This window comes from Sphingomonas molluscorum, assembly GCF_039522995.1.
GTDB classification, from domain to species: Bacteria; Pseudomonadota; Alphaproteobacteria; order Sphingomonadales; family Sphingomonadaceae; genus Sphingomonas; species Sphingomonas molluscorum.
Map to the genome: position 1 here is coordinate 257,150 of NZ_BAAAEL010000002.1, position 23,717 is coordinate 280,866.

General features: G+C 70.5%; 26 protein-coding genes, 1 tRNA gene and 1 pseudogene. 18 read left to right on the forward strand and 10 right to left on the reverse strand.

All coding sequences use genetic code 11. The features are described 5' to 3' along the window. Positions 1 to 5 precede the first annotated feature (5 nt). From ABDZ92_RS05750 to ABDZ92_RS05760, 3 genes are read left to right on the forward strand one after another with little or no spacing between them, the layout of a single operon-like run. Positions 6 to 788, forward strand: a complete 783-nt coding sequence (locus tag ABDZ92_RS05750; protein WP_125959894.1) for a VOC family protein — start codon at positions 6 to 8, stop codon at positions 786 to 788. Then, positions 785 to 1,279 (forward strand): VOC family protein, encoded by a 495-nt coding sequence (locus ABDZ92_RS05755; RefSeq protein ID WP_125959895.1) that lies wholly within the window; start codon positions 785 to 787, stop codon positions 1,277 to 1,279. The genes ABDZ92_RS05750 and ABDZ92_RS05755 overlap by 4 nt, the downstream gene beginning before the upstream one ends. Beyond that, the gene (locus ABDZ92_RS05760; RefSeq protein WP_125959896.1) at positions 1,276 to 1,749 is read left to right on the forward strand and encodes an SRPBCC domain-containing protein; all 474 of its coding nucleotides are present in this window, start codon (positions 1,276 to 1,278) and stop codon (positions 1,747 to 1,749) included. Before ABDZ92_RS05755 ends, ABDZ92_RS05760 begins: the two co-directional genes overlap by 4 nt. Positions 1,750 to 1,758: 9 nt before the next feature. Here ABDZ92_RS05760 and ABDZ92_RS05765 read toward each other — a convergent pair whose 3' ends face one another. After that, entirely contained in the window at positions 1,759 to 2,364 is a 606-nt protein-coding gene (locus ABDZ92_RS05765; protein WP_125959897.1) for a J domain-containing protein, read from the reverse strand. A 35-nt stretch (positions 2,365 to 2,399) separates the two neighbouring features. Between ABDZ92_RS05765 and ABDZ92_RS05770 the strand changes: the two genes are divergently transcribed. The 12 genes from ABDZ92_RS05770 to ABDZ92_RS05825 all read left to right on the forward strand — a co-directional run bounded on the left by ABDZ92_RS05770 (position 2,400) and on the right by ABDZ92_RS05825 (position 11,882). After that, positions 2,400 to 2,684, forward strand: coding sequence for a BolA family protein (locus ABDZ92_RS05770; RefSeq protein ID WP_125959898.1), 285 nt, complete (start codon positions 2,400 to 2,402; stop codon positions 2,682 to 2,684). Between the two features lie 5 nt (positions 2,685 to 2,689). After that, complete coding sequence (locus tag ABDZ92_RS05775; protein ID WP_125959899.1) at positions 2,690 to 3,397, forward strand: glutathione S-transferase; 708 nt, start codon at positions 2,690 to 2,692, stop codon at positions 3,395 to 3,397. Between the two features lie 60 nt (positions 3,398 to 3,457). Beyond that, complete coding sequence (gene hisG, locus ABDZ92_RS05780; RefSeq protein ID WP_125959900.1) at positions 3,458 to 4,120, forward strand: ATP phosphoribosyltransferase; 663 nt, start codon at positions 3,458 to 3,460, stop codon at positions 4,118 to 4,120. Continuing rightward, the gene (gene hisD / locus ABDZ92_RS05785) at positions 4,114 to 5,400 is read left to right on the forward strand and encodes a histidinol dehydrogenase (RefSeq protein WP_125959901.1); all 1,287 of its coding nucleotides are present in this window, start codon (positions 4,114 to 4,116) and stop codon (positions 5,398 to 5,400) included. The genes hisG and hisD overlap by 7 nt, the downstream gene beginning before the upstream one ends. 41 nt (positions 5,401 to 5,441) lie before the next feature. After that, positions 5,442 to 5,957, forward strand: a complete 516-nt coding sequence (gene nusB, locus ABDZ92_RS05790; RefSeq protein WP_272695108.1) for a transcription antitermination factor NusB — start codon at positions 5,442 to 5,444, stop codon at positions 5,955 to 5,957. Between the two features lie 31 nt (positions 5,958 to 5,988). Beyond that, positions 5,989 to 6,906 carry a thiamine-phosphate kinase gene (gene thiL, locus ABDZ92_RS05795; protein ID WP_272695109.1) on the forward strand — a complete coding sequence of 306 codons (918 nt, stop codon included), beginning with the start codon at positions 5,989 to 5,991 and terminating at the stop codon, positions 6,904 to 6,906. Between the two features lie 586 nt (positions 6,907 to 7,492). Continuing rightward, entirely contained in the window at positions 7,493 to 9,655 is a 2,163-nt protein-coding gene (locus ABDZ92_RS05800) for a sodium-translocating pyrophosphatase (protein ID WP_125959903.1), read from the forward strand. Positions 9,656 to 9,812: 157 nt separating this feature from the next. Beyond that, positions 9,813 to 10,031 carry a translation initiation factor IF-1 gene (infA, locus tag ABDZ92_RS05805; RefSeq protein WP_003049127.1) on the forward strand — a complete coding sequence of 73 codons (219 nt, stop codon included), beginning with the start codon at positions 9,813 to 9,815 and terminating at the stop codon, positions 10,029 to 10,031. Positions 10,032 to 10,042: 11 nt separating this feature from the next. Next, positions 10,043 to 10,612, forward strand: a complete 570-nt coding sequence (locus ABDZ92_RS05810) for a Maf family protein (RefSeq protein WP_125959904.1) — start codon at positions 10,043 to 10,045, stop codon at positions 10,610 to 10,612. 4 nt (positions 10,613 to 10,616) lie between these two features. Continuing rightward, positions 10,617 to 11,597, forward strand: coding sequence for a ribonuclease (locus ABDZ92_RS05815; RefSeq protein WP_343761973.1), 981 nt, complete (start codon positions 10,617 to 10,619; stop codon positions 11,595 to 11,597). Then, positions 11,575 to 11,775: a DNA gyrase inhibitor YacG gene (locus ABDZ92_RS05820; protein ID WP_125959905.1), complete on the forward strand. Its 201-nt coding sequence runs from the start codon at positions 11,575 to 11,577 to the stop codon at positions 11,773 to 11,775. Before ABDZ92_RS05815 ends, ABDZ92_RS05820 begins: the two co-directional genes overlap by 23 nt. Positions 11,776 to 11,806: 31 nt before the next feature. After that, positions 11,807 to 11,882, forward strand: a tRNA-Phe gene (locus ABDZ92_RS05825). Positions 11,883 to 11,940: 58 nt separating this feature from the next. Here the strand turns inward: ABDZ92_RS05825 and ABDZ92_RS05830 are convergent. After that, positions 11,941 to 12,363, reverse strand: coding sequence for a DUF2147 domain-containing protein (locus tag ABDZ92_RS05830; protein WP_125959906.1), 423 nt, complete (start codon positions 12,361 to 12,363; stop codon positions 11,941 to 11,943). Continuing rightward, positions 12,360 to 13,532 (reverse strand): cytochrome P450, encoded by a 1,173-nt coding sequence (locus tag ABDZ92_RS05835; RefSeq protein ID WP_164521202.1) that lies wholly within the window; start codon positions 13,530 to 13,532, stop codon positions 12,360 to 12,362. Before ABDZ92_RS05835 ends, ABDZ92_RS05830 begins: the two co-directional genes overlap by 4 nt. A gap of 23 nt (positions 13,533 to 13,555) precedes the next feature. Between ABDZ92_RS05835 and ABDZ92_RS05840 the strand changes: the two genes are divergently transcribed. Continuing rightward, positions 13,556 to 14,155: a TetR/AcrR family transcriptional regulator gene (locus tag ABDZ92_RS05840; RefSeq protein WP_125959907.1), complete on the forward strand. Its 600-nt coding sequence runs from the start codon at positions 13,556 to 13,558 to the stop codon at positions 14,153 to 14,155. A gap of 382 nt (positions 14,156 to 14,537) precedes the next feature. Here ABDZ92_RS05840 and ABDZ92_RS05845 read toward each other — a convergent pair. From ABDZ92_RS05845 to ABDZ92_RS05875, 7 genes and pseudogenes are all read right to left on the reverse strand, one after another. Next, positions 14,538 to 14,657 (reverse strand): annotated as a pseudogene (locus ABDZ92_RS05845) (CHAP domain-containing protein); the annotation flags it as partial. A 422-nt stretch (positions 14,658 to 15,079) separates the two neighbouring features. Further along, on the reverse strand, positions 15,080 to 15,205 hold the full coding sequence (locus tag ABDZ92_RS05850; RefSeq protein ID WP_272695110.1) for a hypothetical protein: 126 nt from the start codon (positions 15,203 to 15,205) through the stop codon (positions 15,080 to 15,082). A 117-nt stretch (positions 15,206 to 15,322) separates the two neighbouring features. Beyond that, on the reverse strand, positions 15,323 to 16,678 hold the full coding sequence (locus ABDZ92_RS05855; protein WP_164521203.1) for an HlyD family type I secretion periplasmic adaptor subunit: 1,356 nt from the start codon (positions 16,676 to 16,678) through the stop codon (positions 15,323 to 15,325). Positions 16,679 to 16,725: 47 nt separating this feature from the next. Beyond that, on the reverse strand, positions 16,726 to 18,471 hold the full coding sequence (locus tag ABDZ92_RS05860; RefSeq protein ID WP_125959909.1) for a type I secretion system permease/ATPase: 1,746 nt from the start codon (positions 18,469 to 18,471) through the stop codon (positions 16,726 to 16,728). Then, positions 18,471 to 19,829 (reverse strand): polysaccharide biosynthesis protein GumE, encoded by a 1,359-nt coding sequence (locus tag ABDZ92_RS05865; RefSeq protein WP_125959910.1) that lies wholly within the window; start codon positions 19,827 to 19,829, stop codon positions 18,471 to 18,473. Before ABDZ92_RS05865 ends, ABDZ92_RS05860 begins: the two co-directional genes overlap by 1 nt. A gap of 4 nt (positions 19,830 to 19,833) precedes the next feature. Next, entirely contained in the window at positions 19,834 to 20,667 is an 834-nt protein-coding gene (locus tag ABDZ92_RS05870; RefSeq protein ID WP_125959911.1) for a polysaccharide biosynthesis/export family protein, read from the reverse strand. A 15-nt stretch (positions 20,668 to 20,682) separates the two neighbouring features. Next, positions 20,683 to 21,882 carry an outer membrane beta-barrel protein gene (locus ABDZ92_RS05875; RefSeq protein WP_125959912.1) on the reverse strand — a complete coding sequence of 400 codons (1,200 nt, stop codon included), beginning with the start codon at positions 21,880 to 21,882 and terminating at the stop codon, positions 20,683 to 20,685. A 213-nt stretch (positions 21,883 to 22,095) separates the two neighbouring features. Here ABDZ92_RS05875 and ABDZ92_RS05880 point away from each other — a divergent pair, with 213 nt between their 5' ends. Further along, positions 22,096 to 22,953: a glycosyltransferase family 2 protein gene (locus tag ABDZ92_RS05880; protein WP_164521204.1), complete on the forward strand. Its 858-nt coding sequence runs from the start codon at positions 22,096 to 22,098 to the stop codon at positions 22,951 to 22,953. After that, positions 22,950 to 23,705 (forward strand): glycosyltransferase family 25 protein, encoded by a 756-nt coding sequence (locus tag ABDZ92_RS05885; protein WP_125959914.1) that lies wholly within the window; start codon positions 22,950 to 22,952, stop codon positions 23,703 to 23,705. Before ABDZ92_RS05880 ends, ABDZ92_RS05885 begins: the two co-directional genes overlap by 4 nt. Positions 23,706 to 23,717 lie beyond the last annotated feature (12 nt).

The following is a 23,717-nucleotide window of genomic DNA, read 5'->3' on the forward strand; positions in this document are numbered from 1 at the left end:
ATCCCATGCGCAATCCGCACGGCTTTCCGATCTGGTACGAACTGCTCACCCCCGATCCCGATGCCGCGACCAGCTTCTATGAAGCGGTGATCGGCTGGAGCGTGGGTGCGCCCATGTCCGATGCGATGGACTATCGCCTGATCGACACCGGCCAGGGACAGGTCGGCGGCATGATGCGCCTGGCGCCCGAGTTGGAAGCCGGCGGCGCCCGTCCCGGCTGGCTGTTCTACGTCGGGGTGGACGACGTCGATGCGACCGTCGCCAGAATCCAGGCGCTCGGCGGCAGCGTCCACGTCGCGCCGCAGACGATGGAGGGCGTCGGCCGCTTCTCCCTGGTGGCCGACCCGCAGGGCATCCCCTTCTACGTGATGCGCGGCGAAATGGACGAGGCGAGCCATGCCTGGGAGGCGAACGGCCCGGGCAAGTGCGGCTGGAACGAGCTGACCACGCCCGACCAAGCCGGCGCCCTCGCCTTCTATGCCGAGGTGTTCGGCTGGGCCTATCCCGATCGCATGCCGATGGGCGACATGGGCGACTATGTCTTCGTCGAGGCGGGCGGCGAGACGATCGGCGCGATCATGCAGCGCCCTGCCGATGCCCCGCCCGGCGGGTGGCAATTCTACTTCCGCGCCGCCGACATCGACGCGGCCGCGGCCGCAGTGGTGGCGTCCGGCGGCACCGTCGACATGGGGCCGATGGACGTGCCCGGCGACGAGCGCATCATCGTCGCCACCGATCCCCATGGTGCCCAGTTCGGCGTCGTCGCCGCGGCCAAGGCTACGCCATGAGCACCCCGGCGAAGGTCGTCGCCTGCCTCTGGTACGACGGCTGCGCGGAGGAGGCCGCCCGCTTCTACGTCGACAGCTTCGACGACAGCCGCATCACCGACATCCACCGTGCCACCACCGACTGGCCGGCGGGCAAGGCGGGCGACGTGCTGACGGTCGGCTTCACCATCGCCGGCAACGCCTTTCTCGCGCTCAACGGCGGGCCGGGCGTCGCCTTTACCGACGCGATCTCCTTCCAGCTGATGACCGAGGATCAGGCCCAGACCGATCGCTATTGGGACGCCATCACCCAGGGCGGCGGCACGGAGATCGCCTGCAGCTGGTGCCGCGACCGCTGGGGTGTGCGCTGGCAGATCGTCCCGCGTGCCCTGGTCGACGGCCTAGCCGATCCCGATCCGGCGGCCGCCGCCCGCGTGATGCAGGCGATGATGGGCATGGTGAAGATCGACATCGCCGCGATCGAAGCGGCGCGACGCGGAGACGCCGTATGAATCACGAACTCGTCATCGAGCGCCTCCTCGACGCGCCCGTCACCGCCATCTGGCAGGCATGGCGCGAGCATCTGGAGGAATGGTGGTGTCCGCTGCCGTGGCGCACCGAGCTCCACGTCCTGGAACTTCAAGCCGGCGGCCGCTTCGCGACGACGATGATCAGCCCGGAGGGCGAGCGTCACGACGACGAAAGCGTGATCCTGGAAGCCATCCCTCAGCAGCGCGTCGTGTTCACCAACGCGTTCGCCCCCGGCTGGCGCCCCCAGGCGGGCGTGCCCTTCCCCTTCGTCGGGCTGTTCGAGTTCACGCCCGAAGGCACGGGCACCCGCTACCGCGCGGCCGCCCGCCACTGGACGGCAGAGGACTGCGAGACGCACCGCGCGATGGGCTTCGAGGACGGCTGGCTTGCCGTCGCGGCGCAACTGGAGGCGGTCGCCCGCCGGCTTGCCGGATTGCCGGCAAAGCCATGAGCCGCGCCGTCAGGCGAACGCCGCCGATCCCTTGAGCTGCTGATAGGCGGCGATGACCTTCTGCAGCGCCCCTTCATGGCTGCGGTCGCCGCCGTTCCGGTCCGGATGATACTGCCGCACCAGCTCGCTGTAGCGCTTGCGCAGCGCCGTGCGGTCGGCATCGACCTCCAACCCCATGACCTTCAGTGCGGATCGGTCGCCCGGCGTCAGCGGCCGCCCGTCCTTGCGCTCGGCACGGACGTTGGCCTTGAACTTCGCCCCGATCGCGTCGAGCGGATCGGCGAAGTCCGCCCAGCGCGGGCCGCGATCGCCGCCTGCGCTCGCAAAGGCACGCGTCTCCCGCTCCCAGCCGGCATAGGGCCGCTGGGCGTCGTGGATCTCCTCCACGGTCATGCCGGCGAAGTAGTTATAGCCGGCGTTGAACTGGCGGACATGGTCCAGGCAGAACCAGCGATAGCCGGATGGGCGGTCGCTACCCTGCGGCGCACCCTCCAGCGGCGGTGCGCGAAACTCGCCCGCCTCGACGCACCCCGGTGCCTCACAGGCTCGCCCGCTTTCCACCCGACCATGGAACCGCGTGTTCGGCCGGTCCTTCCCGATCTTCTCGCGTGCCACGCGACACCCTCATGCAAACCAACTATATAGGCGCGATGCAGACCACCGCCACCGGCCCCATCGCCTCCGAAATCACCGCTCGCCTCACGCAGGCGCTTGCCCCGACGCATCTCGAAGTCATCAACGACAGCGGGCGCCATGCCGGCCACAGCGGCGACAACGGCACCGGCGAATCCCACTTCACCGTCGTCGTCGAAAGCGGGGCCTTTGCGGGCCGCTCGCGCGTTGAGCGCCAGCGGATGGTGAACCAGGCCCTGTCCGACCTGCTCATAGACCGCGTCCACGCGCTGGCAATCCGGGCCCGCGCTCCAGGAGAGTAGCGCCGATGTCGTACAATCTTTGGTACTGGCCTGAGATCCAGGGTCGCGGCGAGTTCGTGCGCCTGGCGCTGGAAGCGGCCGGTATCGAATATTGTGACTGCGCCCGCGAACGCGGCACCCAGGCGCTGGTCGAGGACATGGCCCGCTACACCCAGCGCCCGCCCTTCGCCCCGCCCTATCTCGAGCTCCAGGGTTTCGTGATCGGGCAGACCGCGAACATCCTGCTTTATCTGGGCGAGCGTCACGACCTGGCGCCCTCGCGCCTTTCCGACCGGCTCTGGCTCCACCAGCTCCAGCTCACGATCGCAGACATGGTGGCGGAGGTGCACAACATCCACCATCCCGTCGCCATGGGCGAATATTACGAGGACCAGAAGGCGGAGGCGCTCCGCGCCGCCGAGCAGTTCCGGGCCGAGCGCATCCCGAAGTTCCTGGCGCATTTCGACGGCGCGGCACAGGCGAACCCCGGCGAATGGCTGATCGACCATCGCTGGACCTATGCCGACACCTCGCTGTTCCAGCTGATCGAGGGGCTGCGCTACATGTTCCCGCGGCGCATGGCGGCGATCGAGCATGACTATCCCGCGCTGCTCAAGATCCATGGCCTCGTCCGCTCCCTGCCGGGCGTCGCCGCCTATCTTGCGAGCGATCGACGCCTGTCGTTCAACGAGGACGGCATCTTCCGCCACTATCCCGAACTCGATGGCGCGTGATCCCGGCCGGGCCCGGCCGAGTTGCGCCGGTCGCACACCCCAAGTAAAGCCGCGCCGCTCATGACCGATCCGCTCATTCTCGCCGTCCCCAAGGGGCGCATCCTCGAAGAGGCGCTGCCGCTGCTGGCGGCCGTCGGCATCGTGCCGGAACCCGCCTTTTCCGACGAAGGCAGCCGCGCGCTGCGCTTCCGCACCAACACGCCCGCCGTGGACCTGATCCGCGTGCGCGCGTTCGACGTCGCGACCTTCGTCGCGCACGGCGCCGCCCAGCTCGGCATCGTCGGCTCCGACGTGCTTGCCGAGTTCGAATATTCGGAGCTCTACGCGCCGGTCGATCTCGGCATCGGCCATTGCCGCATCTCGGTCGCCGAACCCGCCGGCATGGCCGAGCACGATGATCCGCGCGGCTGGAGCCATGTCCGCGTCGCCACCAAATATCCGCACGTCACCCGCCAGCACTTCGCCCGCCGCGGCGTGCAGGCGGAGTGCGTGAAGCTCAACGGCGCGATGGAGCTCGCCCCGGTGCTCGGCCTCGCGCCGCGCATCGTCGACCTCGTCTCCTCGGGCCGTACGCTCAAGGAAAACGGCTTGGTCGAGGTCGAGGTGATCGCCGAGGTCAGCTCGCGCCTCGTCGCCAACCGCGCCGCCTTCAAGACCCGGCCCGACGTGGTGCCGCTGGTGGACGCGTTCCGCCGTGCGGTGATGGAGAAGACCGCATGCTGAGGCTCGACTTCACCGATCTCGATTTCGAGCGCGGCTTCGCCGAGCTCGTCGACGCCCGCCGTGAGGCCGACGCCGATGTCGCCCGGGACGTGCGCGCGATCCTCGCCGCCGTGCGCGACGAGGGCGACGCCGCGCTCGCCGCCTTCACCCGCCGCTTCGACCGCCACGATCCGGAAGAGACCGGCTGGCGCATCGAGCAGGCCGATTGCATCGCCGCGCTCGAAGGGCTCGCCCCCGATCTGCGCGCCGCGCTCGAACTCGCCCACGACCGCATCGTCGCCTACCATTCGAAGCAGCGCCCCGCCGACAGCGACCAAGTCGATGACGCAGGCGTCCGCCTCGGTGCCCGGTGGCGCGCGGTCCAGGCCGCCGGCGTCTATGTGCCGGGCGGGCGCGCCGCCTACCCGTCCTCGGTCCTCATGAACGCCGTCCCCGCCAAGGTCGCGGGCGTCGAGCGGCTGGTGATGGTGACGCCCACCCCCGATGGCGTGGTGAACCCGCTCGTCCTCGCCGCCGCCGCGCTTGCGGGCGTGGACGAGGTATGGCGCATCGGCGGCGCGCAGGCGATCGCCGCGCTCGCCTATGGCACCGAACGCATCAAGCCGGTCGACGTCGTCACCGGTCCGGGCAATGCCTGGGTCGCGGAGGCCAAGCGCCAGCTCTACGGCGTCGTCGGCATCGACATGGTCGCCGGTCCGTCCGAGATCGTCGTGGTGGCAGACGGCGCCAACGATCCGGAGTGGATCGCTGCCGACCTGCTCAGCCAGGCCGAGCACGATCCCACCAGCCAGTCGATCCTGTTCACCGACGACGCGCTCTTCGCCGATGCCGTGGCCGAGGCGGTCGATCGCCAGATCGCCACCCTCGCCACCAAGGCCGTCGCCCGCGACAGCTGGGACGCGAACGGCGCGATCGTGCTGGTCGAACGCCTCGACCAGGCGATGCCGCTGGTCGATCGCCTCGCGCCCGAGCATCTCGAGCTTGCCGTCGACAATCCCGAGCCGCTGTTCGACCGTGTGCGCAACGCCGGCTCCGTCTTCCTCGGTCGCCACACGCCCGAGGCGGTCGGCGACTATGTGGCGGGTCCCAACCACGTGCTGCCCACCGGCCGCCGCGCACGCTTCGCCTCCGGCCTGTCGGTACTCGATTACATGAAGCGCACCAGCTTCTTAGGGTTGGATGCTGCGGCACTTGGGCGTATCGGCCCGGCCGCAGTCACGCTGGCCGAGGCGGAGGGGCTTCCCGCCCACGCCCGCTCGGTCGCGATCCGCCTTTCCTGAACTTTCTCGCCGGCGCGCGCATTCTCCTTGCGCCCCGGCCAATGGACGACCTGATCATGACCACGCCCAATCCTCGCCCCCGTGCGCTCCGCCAGGCCCGCGCCGCCGCTCGCCTCGCTGCCGTCCAGGCGCTCTACCAGCAGGAGATGGAGGGCACGCCGATCCCGACGCTGCTGCACGAGTTCCACCAGCACCGCCTGGGCGCGACCATCGAGGGCGTCGAATATGCCGAGGCGGACATCGCCTTCTTCGACGACGTGGTGCGCGGCGTGGACGCCCGCCGCGAGGAGATCGATCGCGCCATCACCGCCAAGCTTTCCGAAGGCTGGTCGCTCGACCGCCTCGACAAGCCGATGCGCCAGATCCTGCGCGCCGGCACCTATGAACTGATCGCCCGCGTCGACGTGCCCGCCGCCGCCGTCATCAGCGAATATATCGACGTCGCGGACGCCTTTTACGACCGCCGCGAAAAGGGCTTCGTCAACGGCCTGCTGGACGGCGTCGCCAAGACCGTGCGCGGCAGCTCGCCGGCTGCAACGGAAGCACCGGAGGCGTGACGCGCTGCCCCGTCCGGGGCACAACCGCCGCATGACCGAGGCCCAGTTCCTGGAGGCGCTGCGCGCGCTGCCGCTCCACCCCGCCGCGCGCGGGCTGACGGACGACGCGGCAGTGCTGCCCGCCGGGACCACGCCCGCCACCGTCCTCACCAGCGACCTGCTGGTGGAGGGCGTGCATTTCCTGCCCGACGATCCCGCCGACACCGTCGCCTGGAAGCTGCTGGCCACCAACCTCTCCGACCTCGCCGCCAAGGGCGCGACGCCGGTCGGCGTGCTGCTCGGCTACCCGCTCGGCGACGATGCTTGGGACCGCGCGTTCCTCGCCGGGCTCGGCGTGGCGCTCGCCACGTTCGACTGCCCGCTGCTCGGCGGCGACACCGTACGCCAGCCCGCCGGCAGCCCGCGCTTCCTGTCGCTCACCGCGATCGGCCACAGCGACGTAACGCCGGCCCGAGACGGTGCGCGCGCAAGCGACGCGCTCTGGGTCACCGGCACCATCGGCGACGCCGGTGCCGGCCTCGCCATCGCCCGTGGCGCCGAGGGACCGCCGGCGCTGCTCGACCACTACCGCCGCCCCACCCCGCGCCTGGCCGAGGGCCACGCGCTGTCGCCGGTGGTGCACGCCATGATGGACGTGTCGGACGGCCTGCTGCTCGACGCCAGCCGCATGGCCGCCGCCAGCGGCTTGGGTGTCACGATCGACCTCGCCCACGTTCCCCGCTCCGCCAATCTCGTCCGCTATGACGGCGACTCGCACGCTGCCCGCCTCGCCGCCGCCACCGCCGGCGACGACTACGAGCTGCTGTTCGCGCTTCCGGCCGGTGTCACGCCGCCGGTACCCGCCACCCAGGTGGGGCGCTTCCACGCCGAGCCCGGCCTCGTCCTCACCGACAACGCCGCCCCCATACCGCTCCCAACGCGGCTCGGCTTTCAACACCACGGCGGATAGGCGAGGCCTGCCCCCGCCCCCCCGTACCCCGGCGAAGGCCGGGGTCCAGTTGCGACGCACTCGGTAAGGGTTCGCACCTTCGCTCCCGTCCCCCAACTGGGCCCCGGCCTTCGCCGGGGTACAGGGTTGCCTACGGATCGGCTGCCCCATCACGGCGGCTAGAGCGAGAACCGTTCGTGCTGAGTAGGGGCTGAGCTTGTCGAAGCCCCGTATCGAAGCACCTGCGCCGGTCCTTCGATACGCCATTTCGACTTCGCTCAATGGCACCTCAGGACGAACGGGCATGCGCAGCGTCGTCACCGCCCCGCGGGGTCGGACATCCCCGTTCGTTTCGAGGAGCCGTCGAGCTTGTCGAGACGGCGTCTCGAGAAACCGGCCGCGGCTCTCTCGACACGGGCTCTCGACAGAGCTCGATCCCTGCTCGAGACAAACGGAAGGAGAAGCGCGCGGAAGGAGAGGCGCGTGAGGTCGGCGGCGCTGTTCCCTCACCCGAACGCCCTTGTGCTCCCGCCGCATCGGCATATGCTCGCGCCGATGGGTTAGACCCGACGCACGAACGCCGGGCCACCTCGGACAGGAGGGGCAAATGACGATCGTCTATTTCGCCATGGCATGCGGCGTCCTCGCCGTTCTCTACGGAGTCTTCACCGGCATGCAGGTGCTGCGCGCCTCCCCCGGCGACGCGCGGATGCAGGCGATCGCCGCCGCGATCCAGGAGGGCGCCGGCGCCTATCTCGGGCGCCAGTATCGCGCGGTCGCCGTCGTCGGCGTGCTTGTCGCCATCCTCCTCATCCCCACCGTCAGCCTGCTCTCCGCGGGCGGCTTCGTCCTCGGCGCGGTGCTGTCGGGCGCAGCCGGCTATGTCGGCATGACCATCTCCGTACGCGCCAACGTCCGCACCGCAGAAGCATCGCGCCGCTCGCTCCAGGCCGGCCTCACCCTCGCCTTTCGATCGGGCGCCATCACCGGCATGCTCGTCGCAGGGCTCGGCCTGCTCGCGATCGCCGGCCTCTTCTGGTATCTCGTCTCCATCGCCGGCCATGCGCCCAACGATCGCGAAGTGGTCGAGGCGCTCACCGCACTCGCGTTCGGTGCCTCGCTCATCTCCATCTTCGCGCGGCTGGGCGGCGGCATCTTCACCAAGGCCGCAGACGTCGGCGCCGACCTGGTCGGCAAGGTCGAGGCCGGCATCCCCGAGGACGATCCCCGCAACCCCGCCGTGATCGCCGACAACGTCGGCGACAACGTCGGCGACTGCGCCGGCATGGCCGCCGACCTGTTCGAAACCTATGTCGTCACCTTGGGTCTCACCATGGTGTCGATCGCGCTGCTCGTGCAGGCCTCCTCCGCCGAGCTGCTCGCGCTGATGGCGCTGCCGCTGGTGGTGGGCGGCGCCTGCATCCTCGCCTCGATCGCCGGCACCTATATGGTCCGGCTCGGCCGCACCGGCTCGATCATGGGCGCGCTCTACAAGGGGCTGTGGACCACGATCGTGCTCGCGGTCCCGCTCATCTATCTCGCCTGCCGCTGGACGCTCGGCGACCTCGACCAGGTGATCGGCGGCGCCGGCTTCCTGGACCCGCTCGACGATGCGCTGACGGTTGAGGGCGCGCTCGGCACCGCCGCCACCGCGTCCACCCACTTCACCGGCATGGACCTGTTCTGGTGCATGATGATCGGCCTGGGCGTCACCGCGCTGCTGGTGTGGATCACCGAATATTACACCGGCACCCGCTATCGCCCGGTCCGCTCGATCGCGCGTGCATCCGCCACCGGCCACGGCACCAACGTCATTCAGGGCCTCGCCATCGGGCTGGAGTCCACCGCCCTCCCCACGCTGGTGATCGTCGTCGCGGTGATCGCGTCCTATCAGCTTGCCGGCATCATCGGCGTCGCCTTTGCCGCCACCGCGCTGCTGGCGCTCGCCGGCATGGTGGTGGCGCTCGACGCCTATGGACCCGTCACCGACAATGCCGGCGGCATCGCCGAAATGGCCGGGCTCCCCGACGACGTCCGCCAGCGCACCGATGCGCTCGACGCGGTCGGCAACACCACCAAGGCGGTGACGAAGGGCTATGCGATCGGCTCCGCAGCGCTTGCCGCCCTCGTCCTGTTCGGCGCTTACACCACCGACCTCAACCGCTTCTTCCCCGAACTCGCCGTCGATTTCTCGCTATCGAACCCGTACGTGATCGTCGGGCTGCTATTGGGCGCGCTTCTCCCCTACCTGTTCGGCGCGTTCGGCATGACCGCGGTCGGCCGCGCCGCCGGATCGGTGGTGGAGGACGTCCGCCGCCAGTTCCGCGACGATCCCGGCATCATGGCCGGCACCAGCCGCCCCAACTATGCCCACACCGTCGACATCGTCACCCGCGCCGCAATCCGCGAGATGATCGTCCCCTCGCTGCTCCCCGTGCTTTCCCCGATCCTCGTCTACTTCGTCATCGCCGCGGTCGCGGGCCAGGCGCAGGGCTTCGCGGCCCTCGGCGCAATGCTGCTCGGCGTCATCGTCTCCGGCCTGTTCGTCGCCATCTCGATGACCTCGGGCGGCGGCGCCTGGGACAATGCCAAGAAATACATCGAGGACGGCAACTACGGCGGCAAGGGATCGGAAGCGCACATGGCCGCCGTCACCGGCGACACGGTGGGCGATCCCTACAAGGACACCGCCGGCCCGGCCGTGAACCCGATGATCAAGATCACCAACATCGTCGCCCTGCTGCTGCTCGCCGCCCTCGCCGGCACCTGATCGGGCCTTCGGCCCCGCCTTCCGTGGACTTTGGGCAACAGCCTCCCCATATCGGGCGCGTCGGATGTGCGGCGGCCCGTGCGGGAACCGCGTCCGCCTTTCCTTTTGGCGGCGCCCGGAGTAAGGCACCGCGACTTTTCAGCCCTGCGAGGATTTTTTGGCAAAAGAAGAACTTCTGGAAATGCGCGGTCAGGTGGTGGAGCTTCTGCCCAACGCCATGTTCCGCGTCCGGCTTGAGAACGACCATGAGATTCTCGGCCACACTGCCGGCAAGATGCGCAAGAACCGCATCCGCGTGCTGGTCGGCGACGAGGTGCTCGTCGAGCTGACCCCGTACGACCTGACCAAGGGTCGTATCACCTACCGCTTCAAATAAGACCCGAGCCAATGCGGCTCGTCCTCGCCTCCACCTCCCCGCGCCGCCGCGAGTTGCTGGCGCGACTCGGCGTCGTGCCCGATCGCATCGCCGGCCCGGAACTCGACGAGACCCCGCGCCCCGGCGAACTGCCGCGCCCCTACGCGCTGCGGCTGGCCGAGGAAAAGGCGCGCGCCGTCGATCGCGCGCCGGACGAGATCGTCGTCGCTGGCGACACCACCATCGGCGTCGGCCGCCGCATCCTCAACAAGCCCGCCGACGAGGCCGACCACCGCGCCATGCTCGCCCTGCTCTCCGGGCGCCGCCACCATTGCCTGTCCGCGGTGTGCGTGATCGGGCTCGACGGCAAGGCCCGCGTGCGCGTCACCGACACCGTCGTCGCCTTCAAGCGGCTCACCGACGTCGAGATCGACTGGTATCTTCGCTCGGGCGAGGGTGAGGGCAAGGCGGGCGGCTACGCTATCCAGGGCCGCGCCGAAAGCTTCGTGCGCTTCCTGTCGGGCAGCCATTCCGGCGTTGTTGGCCTGCCGCTGTTCGACACCCGCGCGCTGCTGGAAACCAGCGGCTACCGCTTCGCCTGACCCCATGCGCTGGGTCGTCGAGCGCGGGATCGGCGAAACCCGCGCCGCGCTGCTCGACGGCGACAGCATCCTTGAAGCGTGCATCGAGCCCGACGATAGCCTCCGTGCCGGCACGGTGCTGGCGGCACGCCTCGCCAAGCGACTGACCCAGCGCAACGAAGGCGTCGTCGTGTGGGACTGCGGCGAGGCGATGCTCGCTCCCCTGCCCCGCGCAACGCCTGAGGGCGCCACGCTCCTCATCGAGATCACCCGCCCGCCGCTCCCCGAGCCCGGTAAGCCCAAACGCGCCCGCGCGCGTCCGGCACTCGAAGGCGCGACGCCCGGCCCCGGCCCCGACCTGCTCCAACGCCTTCCCGACGCGCAGCTGCTCGGCCGCTTCGACGCCGACCTGCTCGAGGACGCCGGCTGGTCGACGCTGCTGGAGGAAGCCGTCACCGGCCGGGTGGCATTCGCCACCGGCAGCCTCACCCTCTCGCTCACCCCGGCGATGACGCTGATCGACGTGGACGGCGAGCAGGCGCCCGCCACCCTCGCCGTCGCCGGAGCCGCCGCCGCCGCCCGCGCCATCCGCCGCCTCGACATTGGCGGCTCGATCGGCATCGACCTGCCGGACGCCGGCGACAAGGCCGCGCGCCAGGCCGCCGCCGCGGCGATCGACGCCGCCCTGCCACAGCCGTTCGAGCGCACCGCCGTCAACGGCTTCGGCTTCGTCCAAATCGTCCGCCGCCGCGCCCGCGTGTCGATCCCGGAGCTCCACGCCCACGATCCCGTCGCCGCCCACGCCCGCGCGCTGCTGCGCGTCGCCGAACGCACCGGCGGCGCGGGCGAGCGCACGCCCACCGCGCACCCAGCGCTCATCGCCCATCTCGCTGCCCGTCCTGAGTGGCTGGCGGAGCTTGCAAGCCGCATCGGCGCGCCCGTCGCCTTGCGGGAGGACCCCGCCCTCGCCATATCCGCCGGCCATGTCCAAGCGCGCTTCCCGTGACGTCTGCGCGCTGTGCGGAGCCCCTGTGGCCGCGCAGCACGCCCCCTTCTGCAGCCAGGGCTGTCGCGACCGCGACCTGCTCAACTGGCTCGGCGAAGGCTATCGCCTGCCGGGCACCCAGGCCCCGGCAGAAAGAATTTCGCACAGCGGGCTGGACAGCCAAGAATCCGCCGACTAACAGGCGCGCTCTGTCCGGTTTAGGACGGAATGCCCGGGTAGCTCAGTTGGTAGAGCATGCGACTGAAAATCGCAGTGTCGGCGGTTCGACCCCGTCCCCGGGCACCACTTCCCACATCGCGATCCTTGCCCCAGGGCTGACGCCGTGGGGTGCGGACCTGCCCGGTCATTGCGCCCGCCGCCAGGATTGAGTCTGGCACAGCTTCCAGACGCAGCCGGTCAGCGCCAGCGTTCCATCCGCCTGCACTGCCAGGAAGGACTTGTAGGTGCGGCCGCTGCGCGGATCGTACACCTGCCCCTTCCACCGCGCCTTGTCCGGGACAAAGCCGGTCAGGATCCGCAGGCTGCTCGTCGAGCGGTTCCGCAGCCTGGGATCCGGATTGTTGACGTCGGTCTTCGGCGCCTTCGGATCGGGCTTCAGGACCTTCACGATCGCGCCGCACAGCGCCGGCCCGCAGGGGGCGATTTCCACGATCGCCTGATTGCCCTCCGTCAGCCAGCGGCCGGTCGGACTGGTCGGGGCGGCCGCTGCCGCTGTCGCCAGCGGCAGGGTCACAGCAGCGGCGGCGATGGCGAAGCGCGCGATCATGCCGCTGCGCCTTCGCACACGAGCGTCGCACCGCGCAGTTCATAACCCGCGATCAGCGCGTTCCAGCCGATGTCCGGCGTGCGTGCCAGCCGGATGCCGGGGACACGCAGCAGCCGATCGAGGAAGATCGCCGCCTCCTGCAGCGCGACCTGGGCTCCGGGGCAGCGATGCGCGCCGTCGCCAAAGGCAAGCCCCGCGCGTCCGACCCGCTCGGCCGGGCTCCGGTCCGGATCGAGCCGATGCGGGCAGCTTCCGACGGCCGCAGCGTCGCCATTCGCACCCCGCACGTCCAGCGCGACGACCTCGCTCTCGGCCGCGGTCCTGCGGAACAACATGCCGACGACGGGTTCCAGGCGCAGGATTTCCTCCAGGATCGCGATCCGCGAGCCCTCGTCGCCAGCCAGGAAGCGGTCCCGCAGCGCATCGTCCTCCAGCAGGTGCCAGCCGGCCATGGTCAGGAATTCGCGCGTGGTGATCATGCCCGCCGCACCATAGGTCAGGCATTCGGTCAGGATCTCGCGCTCCGAATAGCCCTCGTCCAGCAGGTGCGAGATCACGTCGTCGCGCCGCTGCAGCCGCCGTGCCGCAACCGCAGGCCGGACGTCGCGCAGCAGGAAATTCAGCGCGCGCAGCTGCCCGCGTGCGAAGCCGAGCACCGTCGCCAGCCACGATCCCCCCTGCGGCATGCCGGTCACCAGCGCGCCCAGCCGCTTCGCCATCCCCGCGCGGTCGCTGTCGGTCAGGCCCACGATTTCCGCCGCGATCGTCACCGCCATCTCCAGCCCGAGCGTGTCCAGATCGCCCCGCCCTGTCGCCCTGAGGCGCGCGACCAGTTCGTCGCTCGTGCGCTCCATCAGCGCGCGATAGGCGGTGGTGACCACCCGCGGCGCAAAGAAGCGCGCGGTCGCGCCGCGCTGCCGCCGGTGCTCCGCCCCGTGCTGGTAGAGGATCGGGACGCGGGTGAGCGACACCTTGTTCACCAGGTCCGCCAGGAACCCCGCCTGCCGCGCTTCGGGATTGCGCAGCAGCCCGCGGGCTTCCGCGAAATCGCGCACGACGCGCATCTGCACGCCGCCCTGCCCGCTCTGCCCAGCCAGCGCGACAGCCGCCGACTTGCGGTCGTCCCGCGCCGACACGGGGCAGAAACCGGAGATCGCTTGATCGGTCATCTCGATACGCCTACTTATGATACATGGTGGATCATAAAGTGGCGACCCCGCCCGGCAAGTCAAGGGACACGGCACACGCCGACCCCCGCATCGCCAAGTCGCGTCGCGCGCTGCACGCCGCGCTGCTCGCCCTCGTCGCGGAAACGCCGTTCGAGGAGGTGACCGTGGCCGCGATCACCAAGCGGGCCGGCGTCGGCTACGCGACCTTCTTTCGCCACTATCCCTCGACGGAGGCATTGCTGGGGGACATCGCCGATCAGTGGATCGGTGAGCTTCTCGCCCGCGTCGCGCCGCTGGTGATCGCACAGGATACGCACGGTGCCGCTCTGGCGCTGGCGAGTTTCGTCGAGGCGCGCCGCCCGCTGTGCCGCGCCCTGCTCGTCGGCGCGGGAGAGGTCATGCGACGCGACATCACTGCGCGCGCCATCGCCGCTGCCGGCGGTGTCGAGACGCCCGTCCAGCCATGGCTGCCCCGTGATCTGGGCATCGCCCACGGCGTCGCCGCAACGCTCGCGATCCTGCGATGGTGGCTGGAAGCGGATCGCCAGGAGGACGCAGCGGCGGTCGCGGACATCATCGACCGGCTCGTGTTCGCCCCCCTCGCCCAAGCGGCCGACGCCTGACATTTGCGATCGACGATGATGGCTTTCTGATCCCGGCACCGCTCACGCGACACGGCCAAGCGCCCCGGTGACACGCTGGAGCAGCCCTGATCCGGTCGCCTTGCGCTCGGCACGGCTCTCCCTCGACACGAACAGAGACGCGAACCGGGGATTGCGCCACGATGCAGCGTCCGCCTATCGGCGCCCCTGTCGGGATCGGCCGGCCGCGAACATCGCTGCGGGCCGGCACGCCGATACGCCGCGCTACGTCTTCAGCAACCCGCACGACCCGGAAGAAGCGGCGCGACCTTCTCGCCCCTAGCCGGGCGCGGTCACGGGAGCGGGAACTTCACGGCGCGCCGTTAGAACCCCTACCCTCTCGTCGAAGGCAAGGTCGTTCCCCATCCGCTTCCCGCAGCAGGATCTCACCGTCGCTCACCACCTTGGAGACCATCGCGACATGGCCCGTCCGCATGCGACGGCTGGCTTCGAACGAACCAACCGCGCCTTCCCTGGAGGTGTGACAATCAAACGGATCGTCCCGGCGAGCACCCATCGATCGGCTCGGAAAGCGCCATCGGACACCAGCGTCGTGTCAGACGCGTCCTGAAATCCCGAATCGCGTGCGCCGGCGATTCTGCGACGCAGGCGGCCAGCACAGCGCGCCTGCCTCTCCGCCCGGCTTTCATGCGGAGGCCGGACCCCGCTGGAGCGCCGCGCAATCCTACGCGTCGAACGGAGCCCGACGAAGCTACATCGAGCCGCCGCTGTGTTCTCCGAAAGACGTTCGCACCTGCGGAACTTTTAGCGTGCTTCCGCCGTGCCCAACGCCGCTGAATACAGCAAGGGCGCCAATCTTGCTCGTAAGGATCCAAGATCGACGCCCGTTGCACTGCACAAATAACCTGCCCGCGGCCTAGTGTTTTCCCCGCCCGCAGCCGATGCTCAGAGAATAGCGAACAACACCAGGGACCAGATCACGGCACCAACCACAGCTGAGATAAGGAAGCTCAGTGCCAACGATGCAGGCATCGTGTCTTCAAGCTGTTCGAACGGCACCTTCATCGTCATCCTCTCCTCGGCGGGCTGCCCCGCTCTCCGACTCCACGATAGTTCCTTTCGCAGTCTCAACGGTCAAGCAAAAGATTCTGTTCCGAAACCACGACGAACGGAGTTCAGGCCAATCGTTTAATGTTCTCGAAAGCTTTGCCACAAACTCTGGTCCAGCGGCTCCAGAAGATATTGCAGCAGGGTCCGGCGTCGGAGCGGGATCAGGATTTCGACGGGCAGTCCCGGCTTGATCTCCCGCCCGCGCGCATGGCGACGCATGACGGCCAGGCCCGCCTCCGGCACCACCACCTCGCCCGTGTAGTAATGGGTGCCGGTGCGCTGGTCCTCGAAACTGTCGGCGGACAAGCGGCTGATCGTGCCGAGGATCGGCGGCAGCGCCCGCGCATGGAGTGCCGGGATACGCACTTCCGCCTCCTGCCCCACGAACAGGTCGTCAGCATCGTCGGGCGCGATCCGCGCCTGGATCACCAGCGCCACCCGCTCGGGCACGATCTCCATCAGCCGCTCGCCCGCGCCGATCACCCCGCCCACCGTGTGCACCGTCAGCCCCACGATCTGGCCCGACGCCGGCGCCCGGATCAGCGTGTTCGCCAGCGCCTCCCGCGCCGCGCTCAGCTTGGGCATCAGGTCGTTCAGCGTGAACTCGGTCGTGCGGAGCAAGTCCGTCAGCTGCTGCCGGTCATCGGAGGTGAGCGATCGGCTCTGCAACTGCTTCTCGCCGATCTGCTCGCGCACTTCAGCGTCGTTCGCACGCAGCCGCCCCGCCTCGCCCTCCAGGGCGGCAGCACTGCGTTCCAGCGCGCGGATGCGGTTCTCGCTCGCAAAGCCCTTCACCGCCAGCGCCCGCATCCCGCGCAGTTCGTCCTCCAGCAGCCGCTGCTGCGCGTCGATCGCGCGCAACTGCTCGCGGATGCCGATGCTGCGCGACACCAGCTGCGCGCCCTGCTGCGCCACCACTACCCGCTGGTCGGTGAGCGCCGTCTCGCTCGCGGCAAGCTCGCGACGCTGCAAGGCCATCGCCCGCTCCGCCTCGATGCGGTCGTCGCCTTCCAGGCGCGCAAAGCCCGGCGGCGGCTCCAGCGGCGCGCCGGTCAGCTGCGCCGTCAGCCGCGCACGCTGCGCCTGCAACGCGATCACCTGCGCGGTGAGTGAGCGCTCCAGGGCGCGCGTCTCGCTGCCGGCAAGTTCGATCAGCACCTGCCCCCGCGCCACCCGCTGGCCTTCGCGCACCAGCAGCGCGGCTACGATGCCGCCCTGCTGGTGCTGCACCGCCTGGCGGTTTCCCGCCACTGCCACCGCGCCGCCCGCATAGGCGGCCGCATCCAGCCGCACGAACGCCGCCCAGCCCAGGAAGACGCCAAAGAACAGCAGCACCAGCAGCCAGCCGATCCGCCCCTCCCGCTCCACACCATCGCCGGCAGTCTCGCCCGCTTCGGCCACGCCGACCACGCCGGCTACGCTTGCGGCGGGCACGCGTCGTGGCGCCAGCGCACCTCGGATTCCTCCCACCGGGCTCCGGCTCATGCGCTCCCCCCCGCGTCGTCCGCGATGGCACGGCCGCCCGAAAGCTGGCGGACCACGGCCTCGCGCGTGTCGAACATCTCCAGCCGGCCGTCGCGCAGCACCACCAGCTTGTCGCTCGCCGCCAGGATGCCGGTGCGGTGCGCGACCACGATGATGGTGACGCCGGCGCGCTTCTGCTCGGCAAGCGCCGCGGAGAGCTGCGCCTCGCCCTGCGCATCCAGGCTGGCGTTGGGCTCGTCCAGCACCAGCACGCGGGGTCGTCCGAACAGCGCGCGCGCCAGCGCGATCCGCTGTGCCTGCCCCACCGACAGCCCGGCCCCGTTCCATCCAAGCCTTGTGTCATAGGCCTGGGGCAGCCGCAGGATGAAGTCGTGTGCTCCGCACTGGCGGGCGGCGCGGATCACCTCCGCGTCCAGCGTTGCCCCCTCGCTTCCTTCCGCGCTCCGGAACCGGGCGATGTTCTGCTTGATCGTGCCCCCGAACAGCGTTGGCTCCTGCGGGACATAGCCGATCGCCGCCGCCAGTTGCTCCGCCGGCCAGTCGGCGAGCGCGGCGCCGTCGATCCGCACCGCTCCGGCCGCTGCGGGCTGCGCCCCGACCAGGGCGCGCACCAGCGTCGACTTGCCGGCACCGCTTGGCCCGATCACCCCCACCATCTCCCCCGCGGCGATGCGCAGGTCGATGCCGTGCAGCACCAGGCGCGCGCCTTCGGGATCGGCGACGGACAGGCGCTCGGCCGCCACGTCGCCGCGCACCTCCGGCAGCCGCGTCTGCCCACCGGCGGGACCGGCGGCGTCGAACAGCCCCAGCAGCGCGCCATAGGCGGTCCGCGCCTGGATCATGTTGCGCCAGGCGGCGGTGATCCCCTCGATCGGCGCCAGCGCCCGCGCGATGAGCAGCGAGGCGGCAAAGATCGTCCCGCCGGAAATCCGCTGCTCGATGGCCAGCAACGCGCCCAGCCCCAGGGCCAGCGACTGCATCGCGATCCGCACCGTCCGCGCGAGGGTAAGGTAGCGCGCCCCGACAAAGGCCGCGCGCATCTGCAGCGCCTGTGCGAGTTGCCGGTCGCGCAGGTGCAGCCGCACCAGCCCCGGCTGCATGCCCAGCGCCCGCACCACGCCTGCCGCCGCCAGGCTCGCGTCCACCCGCTGATAGCCATGCTGCTGCGCGGCGGAGGCATCCTGGATCAGCGCCTTGGTGCCGCGTTCGTTCAAAAAGGTGAGCAGCAGTAGGATCGCCGAACACGCCACCGCCATTACCCCCAGCGCCGGGTGGAGCAGGAAGCACACCAGCATGTAGATCGGGGACCAGGGCGCATCGAACAGCGCGATCATGCCAAGGCCGGTGATCGTCTGGCGCAGCGTGTCGAACTCGCGCAGCAGGACGCCCCCCTGCCCTTGCGCGTTCGGCGCCTGCAGCAGCGTTCCGATCAATGCGGGCCCCAGCAGCCGGTCGAGCCGCGCGCTGGCGCGGATCAGCAGGCGGGTGCGCAACAGGTCCAGCACCCCCAGCGTCGCCACCGCTGCCAGGAAGATCAGCGTCAGCATGCCCAGGGTCATCACGCCGCGCGTCGGCACCACCCGGTCATAGACCTGCAGCATGTAGAGCGACGGCGCGAGGTAGAGCAGGTTCAGCAGCGCGCTGAACAACGCCGCATGGACCAGGTGGGCACGGCAGGCGGCAAGCGCTTCGCCCAGCACCGGGTTGCGCCGCACGCGGTGCGGAGGGCGGCTGCGCTGCATCAGCCGGCCCCGAAGGCCGCAAGCGCAAGCCCAACGCGGGGCGGTTGCCCCCGCGGCGCCGCCGCCCGGATCGGCAGGCCCACGAGCCCGCTCGGCCCGATCGAACGCCGCGCCACCGCGATCAGGCAGCCATAGAGCGCAAAGATCGGCGCCACCGTCTTGATCGAGAGGAACGAGTAGCTGATCGGCATGCACAGCGCGACATAGATGGCGGTCGCGTTGACAAAGGCGCGCAGCTCGGCGGTGCGCTCGCGCGCCATCAGCACCACCAGCAGCCAGAAGGCGAGGAAGCCGAACAGCGACTGCGACTGGATCAGATAGGCCCAGCCGGCATCCGCATTGGCGTAAATGTTGGCGCTCGACTGGCCCCCGAACACGTCCGCCACTTCCAGCCGGCCCAGATAGTCGACTCCCTTGCGCAACCGCCCCGCGAAGGTGTCGCCACCGCGCGGCAGCAGTTCTGCCGCCCGCAGCGCGAACAGCGTCGCGACCAGCACGGGCAGGTAGACCAGCGGCCACAGCCGCGGCCCCCAGCGGCCGAACGGCACGCCCAGGAGGATGCCGAACGCGCACACCAGCGCGAACCGCCCGTCGCATGCCACCACCAGGAACAGGTCGCTGAGCACCAAGGTCGCGCGCGTGCCCCAGCCGATCCGCCCCCACAGCGTCACCAGCACGATCAGCACCACGATCGTCCAGTTCCCCAGCGATACCGGCTCCAGGAACACGGAAGTCGCCCGGTTCAGCCCGGAGCTTGCGAACAGGTTGCGCCCGCTCGGACGCTCCACGTTCAGGAACAGCCCCTCCCCCTCGCCCGACCAGAAGGTCTCCGCTTCGATCCCGCGCGTGTTGACGTAATAGGCGGTGACGTTGAACGTCGCCGCGAAGCTCTTCGGCGACGCCAACTCCCAGGCCGCGATCACGCTGATCAGCAGTTGCGCCGCCAGCAGCCAGCGCACCAGTTCGCGCCGGCCCAGGCACGTACCGAGCAGCGCAAAGGCGGGGATCAGCACCGCATCGCCCAGGAACTTGAGCTCCAAGGACTGGCGCACCACCGACAGCAGCAGCCACGCCAGGCACGCCGCGATCAGCAGCACCGTCCAGCGCCGCCAGCCGCCGCGGCGCCGCAGCAGCCCGGTCGCCAGGGCAAGCCCCATCACCAGCCCCTGCACCGCCGTCACGACGCTGCCGTTGATGGCGACGACGTGCGCGTTCACCCAGGCAAGCGCGATGTTGAACAGCAGCGCCAGCCACAGCGTCGCCAGGGCGAACCGCCGCAGCCGCGGCGCATGGGCGGGCGCGTTCGCACCCTCCGCAGGGTCCTCCCGGCTTGTCGCCGATGCCGCCTCGGCCGCCACTGCGCTAGAACAGCCGCTCGCGGACGAACATCACGTCGCCGTCCTCGATCGGCGCGTCCAGGTCGGCGATCTCGCTCTGCTGCCCCCGCCGGGTCAGGCGGATGCGGTTCTGCGTGCCCGCGTCATTGGGCCCGCCACCCTGCGACAGGGCCTGGCGAAAGGTCATGCCCGCCCGGATCGGAAAGCTGCCGGGCGCGCGCACCTGTCCATAGATGTAGAAATGCTCGGCTGCCGGAACGAACAGCAGGTCGCCCGGCTGCAACACCGGATCCCCGGCCCCGCCGCGGGCCAGTGCCTCGATCGGGAAGCGCTGCGGGGCGGCGTCGCCCCGGCGCAGCAACACCGTCTCGCTCCCCTCGCGCTGCCCGCCCGCCGTCGCCAGCACCCGTGACAGCGGCTGCGCGCCCTGCAGCGGGTAGATGCCGGGCCGCACCACCGCGCCCAGCAGCGTCACGCTGCGGCTGACATAGCTCGTCACCTCCACGTTCACGCGCGGGTCGCGCAGATAGCCTCCCTGTACCAGGCCGGCGCGGATCTTCTCGGCCAGTCCGACCGGGGTCTCCCCTGCCGCGGTGACGCTCCCCATCAAGGGCAGCGAGACGCTGCCGTCCTGCTTGATCCGCAGCCGCAGCGGCATGTCGGGCTGGCCATAGATGGTGACCTCCAGCTGGTCGTCGGGCCCCAGACGATAGTCGCCGGCCGCCCCCGGCACGGCGTCCGCAGGCGCCGGTCCACCGCCCCCCTGCATCGGCGCCTGCGCCTGCACGCTGCCCGTCCCGGCGAGCATCCCTGCCGCCAGCGCGGCGGCGATCCGTCGGGCCCATATCCCCTTGCCCATGGCCTTCCCCTTTCTTCAGAACGCCAGCCCCAGGACCAGCATGCCCCGGGTGCTGCGATAGGTGCCGTACAGCGCGTCGGTGGTGCGGCGGGCGTGCACCGCCTCCAGCCCGATCCGGAACCGCTCGACCGGGGACCAGCCGAGCGCGGCCCGCGCCTCCGCCGTGCGGTCGAAGCTGCGCGCGCCGGTGCTCGCCAGGTCCACCGCGCGAAAGCGTCGTCGCTCGATCCTGCCGGCGAGCTCGAAATCCACCGCGCGCCCGATCCGATAGCGGCCGACCAGTTCGCCTCGGTCGGCCAGGTAATAGCCGGCAGCAACGTCCCCGCTCGCATCCACGTCGCGCCCGGCCGACGCGCGCAGGCGCAGCCGCGGCACGGGGGTCCAGGCGAGTGAGGCCCCGCCGACCAGGCCTGAAAAGTCGCGCGCGGCCGCATTCCGGCTGTCGGCCGCGACATAGCCGAGCACCCCGCTTGCGATCAGCGCGGCGCCGCGCGCGGTGACGCGCCCGGTGGCGCTTCGCACCCGCGTGGCGTCCGGCCGTCCATCGGCAAGCGGCCGGTTCGGGAAATCGAGCGCCTCGGACGAGAGGGCCAGCGCCAGCCCCAGCCGCCCCCCACGATTGACGGCGATGCCGGCCGAGACGCGCTCCGCCTCCAGGTCGCTCCGCAGCCGCACCGCCGCACTGTTGTCGATCACCCGGCGCCGATAGCCGATCTCCGGGTGCAGCCCGGCTCCCAGCGTGCAGCCGCCGTCCAGCGTTAGCGTCCGGCTCTCCCGCGTGTTGCGCACCGGCGCGCCCAGGTCGCTGAGGTCGGTCTGGCCGCGCCCGTAGCGGAAGGAGGCCTCGCCGTCGCAGCGCGCGCCGACCTGCCAGTCGACACCCCCGGTCGCGTCGATCCGCTCGCGCTTCAGGAAGCGGTTCTCGCGATAGAAGTCATAGCCGGCGGCCCCGCGCAGGAACAGGCGCTGGCGGCTCACGCGCTGCGCCACGTCGACCACGGCCGACAGGGTCGTGCGGACGTCGTCCTTGCTGCGGTCCGGCGCCACCGGCTGGTCGCGGTCCAGCCGCAGGATGTTGTCGTCGTAGACCACGCGCGCCTCCATGCCGAGGCGCGCCCGGTTGGCGATGTCCTCGGCCAGATCGTCGAGCGAGACCGGCGCCGCGATGGTGGTGATGGTGCCTGCGGCAAGCACAGCGATCCCCACCACTCCCATGCCGCCCCCCTGTTCCCCGAACCTGACGCCTGCCTACTCTTCTGTTTGGCGCCGTGCGCTGCCGGATCGGACCGGTTCGGAGGGGATGCCGCGGGCGCCGCGCCGCGCCATGCCCCTGCACGGAGGCGCGGTGTCCGACCATTTCGGCTCTAGTCCCGTTCCCGTTCTGTGCCCGGGGACGATAGACAAGCCGCATTCCCGGCGGAGGACGGCTTGGACATTTCGCTCATCATCTGCACGCGCAACCGCGCTGCCCAGCTCGGCGGCTGTCTTGAGGCGGTGGCCGGCCTGCGCTTTTCCGGCAGCTGGGAACTGGTGATGGTGGACAATGGCTCCACCGACGCGACCCAGGCCACGATCGAGGCGTTCGCCGCCCGCGTCCCATTCCCCGTCCGCATCGCCCACCAGCCGGTTCCCGGCCTCAGCAATGCGCGCAACGCCGGGCTGGCGGTTGCAGCCGGCCGGCTGATCGCCTTCACCGACGATGATTGCTACGCCGATCCGGCGCTGCTCACCCGCACCGTCGCCGCCTTTGCGCGGCCGGAGCTCGGCTATGTCAGCGGCCGCATCCTGCTCCACGATCCCGCCGACTTCCCCGCCACCGTCAACGAATCGACCGAGCCGCGCTCCTTCCCGCCGGGCCGCTACCTGCCGCCCGGCGCGATCCGCGGCGCCAATCTCGGCTTCCGCCGCGCCGCGCTCGACGCGATCGGCGGCTTCGATCCCTTGTTCGGCAGTGGCGCCCGGTTTCCGGCAGAGGACATCGACGCCGCCTGCCGGTGCAGCCTGCGCGGCTGGGCCGGGGCCTATGACCCCAGCATCGTCGTCTCGCACCACCATGGCCGCAAGGCGGGGGACGTGCGCGGGCTGTTCCAGGCCTATGACTATGGCCGCGGCGCCTACCACGCCAAGCTGCTGCTCCACGATCGCGCGCCGCGCGCGGCCTTGCGCGGCTGGGCGGGTCTGCCGCGGCGCATGCGGGCGCGTCCGTCCACCCTCTGGTGGGAGCTCGCCGGGGCGGCCCGCTACGCGCGCAGCTACTTCGCTCCCTCTGCGGGGCAGGCGCAGTGACCTCGGCGACCGCAACGGCCCTTCCCCCGCCGCGCGTCCTGGTGCGGGTGATCAGCCTGCCCGGCTCGGTCGAGCGACGCGCGCGCATGGCGGAGCAGCTGGATGCCACGGGTCTCGACTGGCGCTTCTTTGACGGCTGGCGCACGCCGCCGCCGGAGCTTCCCTATGATCCCGCCCGCGCCCGCATCGCCCGCGGCCGCGTGCTCACGCCGGGCGAGCTCGGCTGCTTCGCCAGCCACTGGGCGCTCTGGGCGGACTTCCTGTTCAACAGCGATGCCGATCTGCTGCTGGCGCTGGAGGACGACCTCCTGCTCGATCCCGTCTTCTTCCAGCGGCTCGACGTTGCGGTGGAGGCGATGGGGCCGATCGACTATCTCCGCCTCTATGCCAAGGTGCCGGCCGGCATCCGCAACGAGGCGCATTTCCTCCACCGCCACATCGCCCGCTTCTCGGGCAAGGCCTATGGCACCCAGGCCTATCTGCTCACCCGCCGCGGCGCCGCACGCTTCCGCCGCTCGATCCGCCGCGTCGAGCGTCCGATCGATGACGAGATGGACCGTTTCTGGGCGCACGGCATGGCGATCCGCGCGGTCTTTCCCTTCCCGGTCATGGAGGTCCAGTACGGCTCCACGATCGAGGACACGCGACGGGTGCTCGAGCCGCTCACCGCTGCCGAGCGTGCGCGCTCGTTCCTGGTTCGCGGCGTCGAAAAGGCGCGCCGGATCGGCGCCGCCACGTTGCGCGGGGGCTGAGCGCGTGCAGCA

Excerpts from the sequence above, each read along its gene's own strand:
- ABDZ92_RS05870 (WP_125959911.1), bottom strand. The coding sequence starts at position 20,667 with ATGGGCAAGGGGATATGGGCCCGACGGATCGCCGCCGCGCTGGCGGCA.
- ABDZ92_RS05775 (WP_125959899.1), top strand. The coding sequence starts at position 2,690 with ATGTCGTACAATCTTTGGTACTGGCCTGAGATCCAGGGTCGCGGCGAG.
- ABDZ92_RS05760 (WP_125959896.1), top strand. The coding sequence starts at position 1,276 with ATGAATCACGAACTCGTCATCGAGCGCCTCCTCGACGCGCCCGTCACC.
- ABDZ92_RS05815 (WP_343761973.1), top strand. The coding sequence starts at position 10,617 with ATGCGCTGGGTCGTCGAGCGCGGGATCGGCGAAACCCGCGCCGCGCTG.
- ABDZ92_RS05800 (WP_125959903.1), top strand. The coding sequence starts at position 7,493 with ATGACGATCGTCTATTTCGCCATGGCATGCGGCGTCCTCGCCGTTCTC.
- ABDZ92_RS05755 (WP_125959895.1), top strand. The coding sequence starts at position 785 with ATGAGCACCCCGGCGAAGGTCGTCGCCTGCCTCTGGTACGACGGCTGC.
- ABDZ92_RS05850 (WP_272695110.1), bottom strand. The coding sequence starts at position 15,205 with ATGACGATGAAGGTGCCGTTCGAACAGCTTGAAGACACGATGCCTGCA.
- thiL (WP_272695109.1), top strand. The coding sequence starts at position 5,989 with ATGACCGAGGCCCAGTTCCTGGAGGCGCTGCGCGCGCTGCCGCTCCAC.
- ABDZ92_RS05810 (WP_125959904.1), top strand. The coding sequence starts at position 10,043 with ATGCGGCTCGTCCTCGCCTCCACCTCCCCGCGCCGCCGCGAGTTGCTG.
- hisG (WP_125959900.1), top strand. The coding sequence starts at position 3,458 with ATGACCGATCCGCTCATTCTCGCCGTCCCCAAGGGGCGCATCCTCGAA.
- ABDZ92_RS05875 (WP_125959912.1), bottom strand. The coding sequence starts at position 21,882 with ATGGGAGTGGTGGGGATCGCTGTGCTTGCCGCAGGCACCATCACCACC.
- ABDZ92_RS05750 (WP_125959894.1), top strand. The coding sequence starts at position 6 with ATGCGCAATCCGCACGGCTTTCCGATCTGGTACGAACTGCTCACCCCC.
- ABDZ92_RS05830 (WP_125959906.1), bottom strand. The coding sequence starts at position 12,363 with ATGATCGCGCGCTTCGCCATCGCCGCCGCTGCTGTGACCCTGCCGCTG.
- ABDZ92_RS05840 (WP_125959907.1), top strand. The coding sequence starts at position 13,556 with ATGGTGGATCATAAAGTGGCGACCCCGCCCGGCAAGTCAAGGGACACG.
- hisD (WP_125959901.1), top strand. The coding sequence starts at position 4,114 with ATGCTGAGGCTCGACTTCACCGATCTCGATTTCGAGCGCGGCTTCGCC.
- nusB (WP_272695108.1), top strand. The coding sequence starts at position 5,442 with ATGGACGACCTGATCATGACCACGCCCAATCCTCGCCCCCGTGCGCTC.
- ABDZ92_RS05770 (WP_125959898.1), top strand. The coding sequence starts at position 2,400 with ATGCAGACCACCGCCACCGGCCCCATCGCCTCCGAAATCACCGCTCGC.
- ABDZ92_RS05860 (WP_125959909.1), bottom strand. The coding sequence starts at position 18,471 with ATGCAGCGCAGCCGCCCTCCGCACCGCGTGCGGCGCAACCCGGTGCTG.
- ABDZ92_RS05820 (WP_125959905.1), top strand. The coding sequence starts at position 11,575 with ATGTCCAAGCGCGCTTCCCGTGACGTCTGCGCGCTGTGCGGAGCCCCT.
- ABDZ92_RS05835 (WP_164521202.1), bottom strand. The coding sequence starts at position 13,532 with ATGACCGATCAAGCGATCTCCGGTTTCTGCCCCGTGTCGGCGCGGGAC.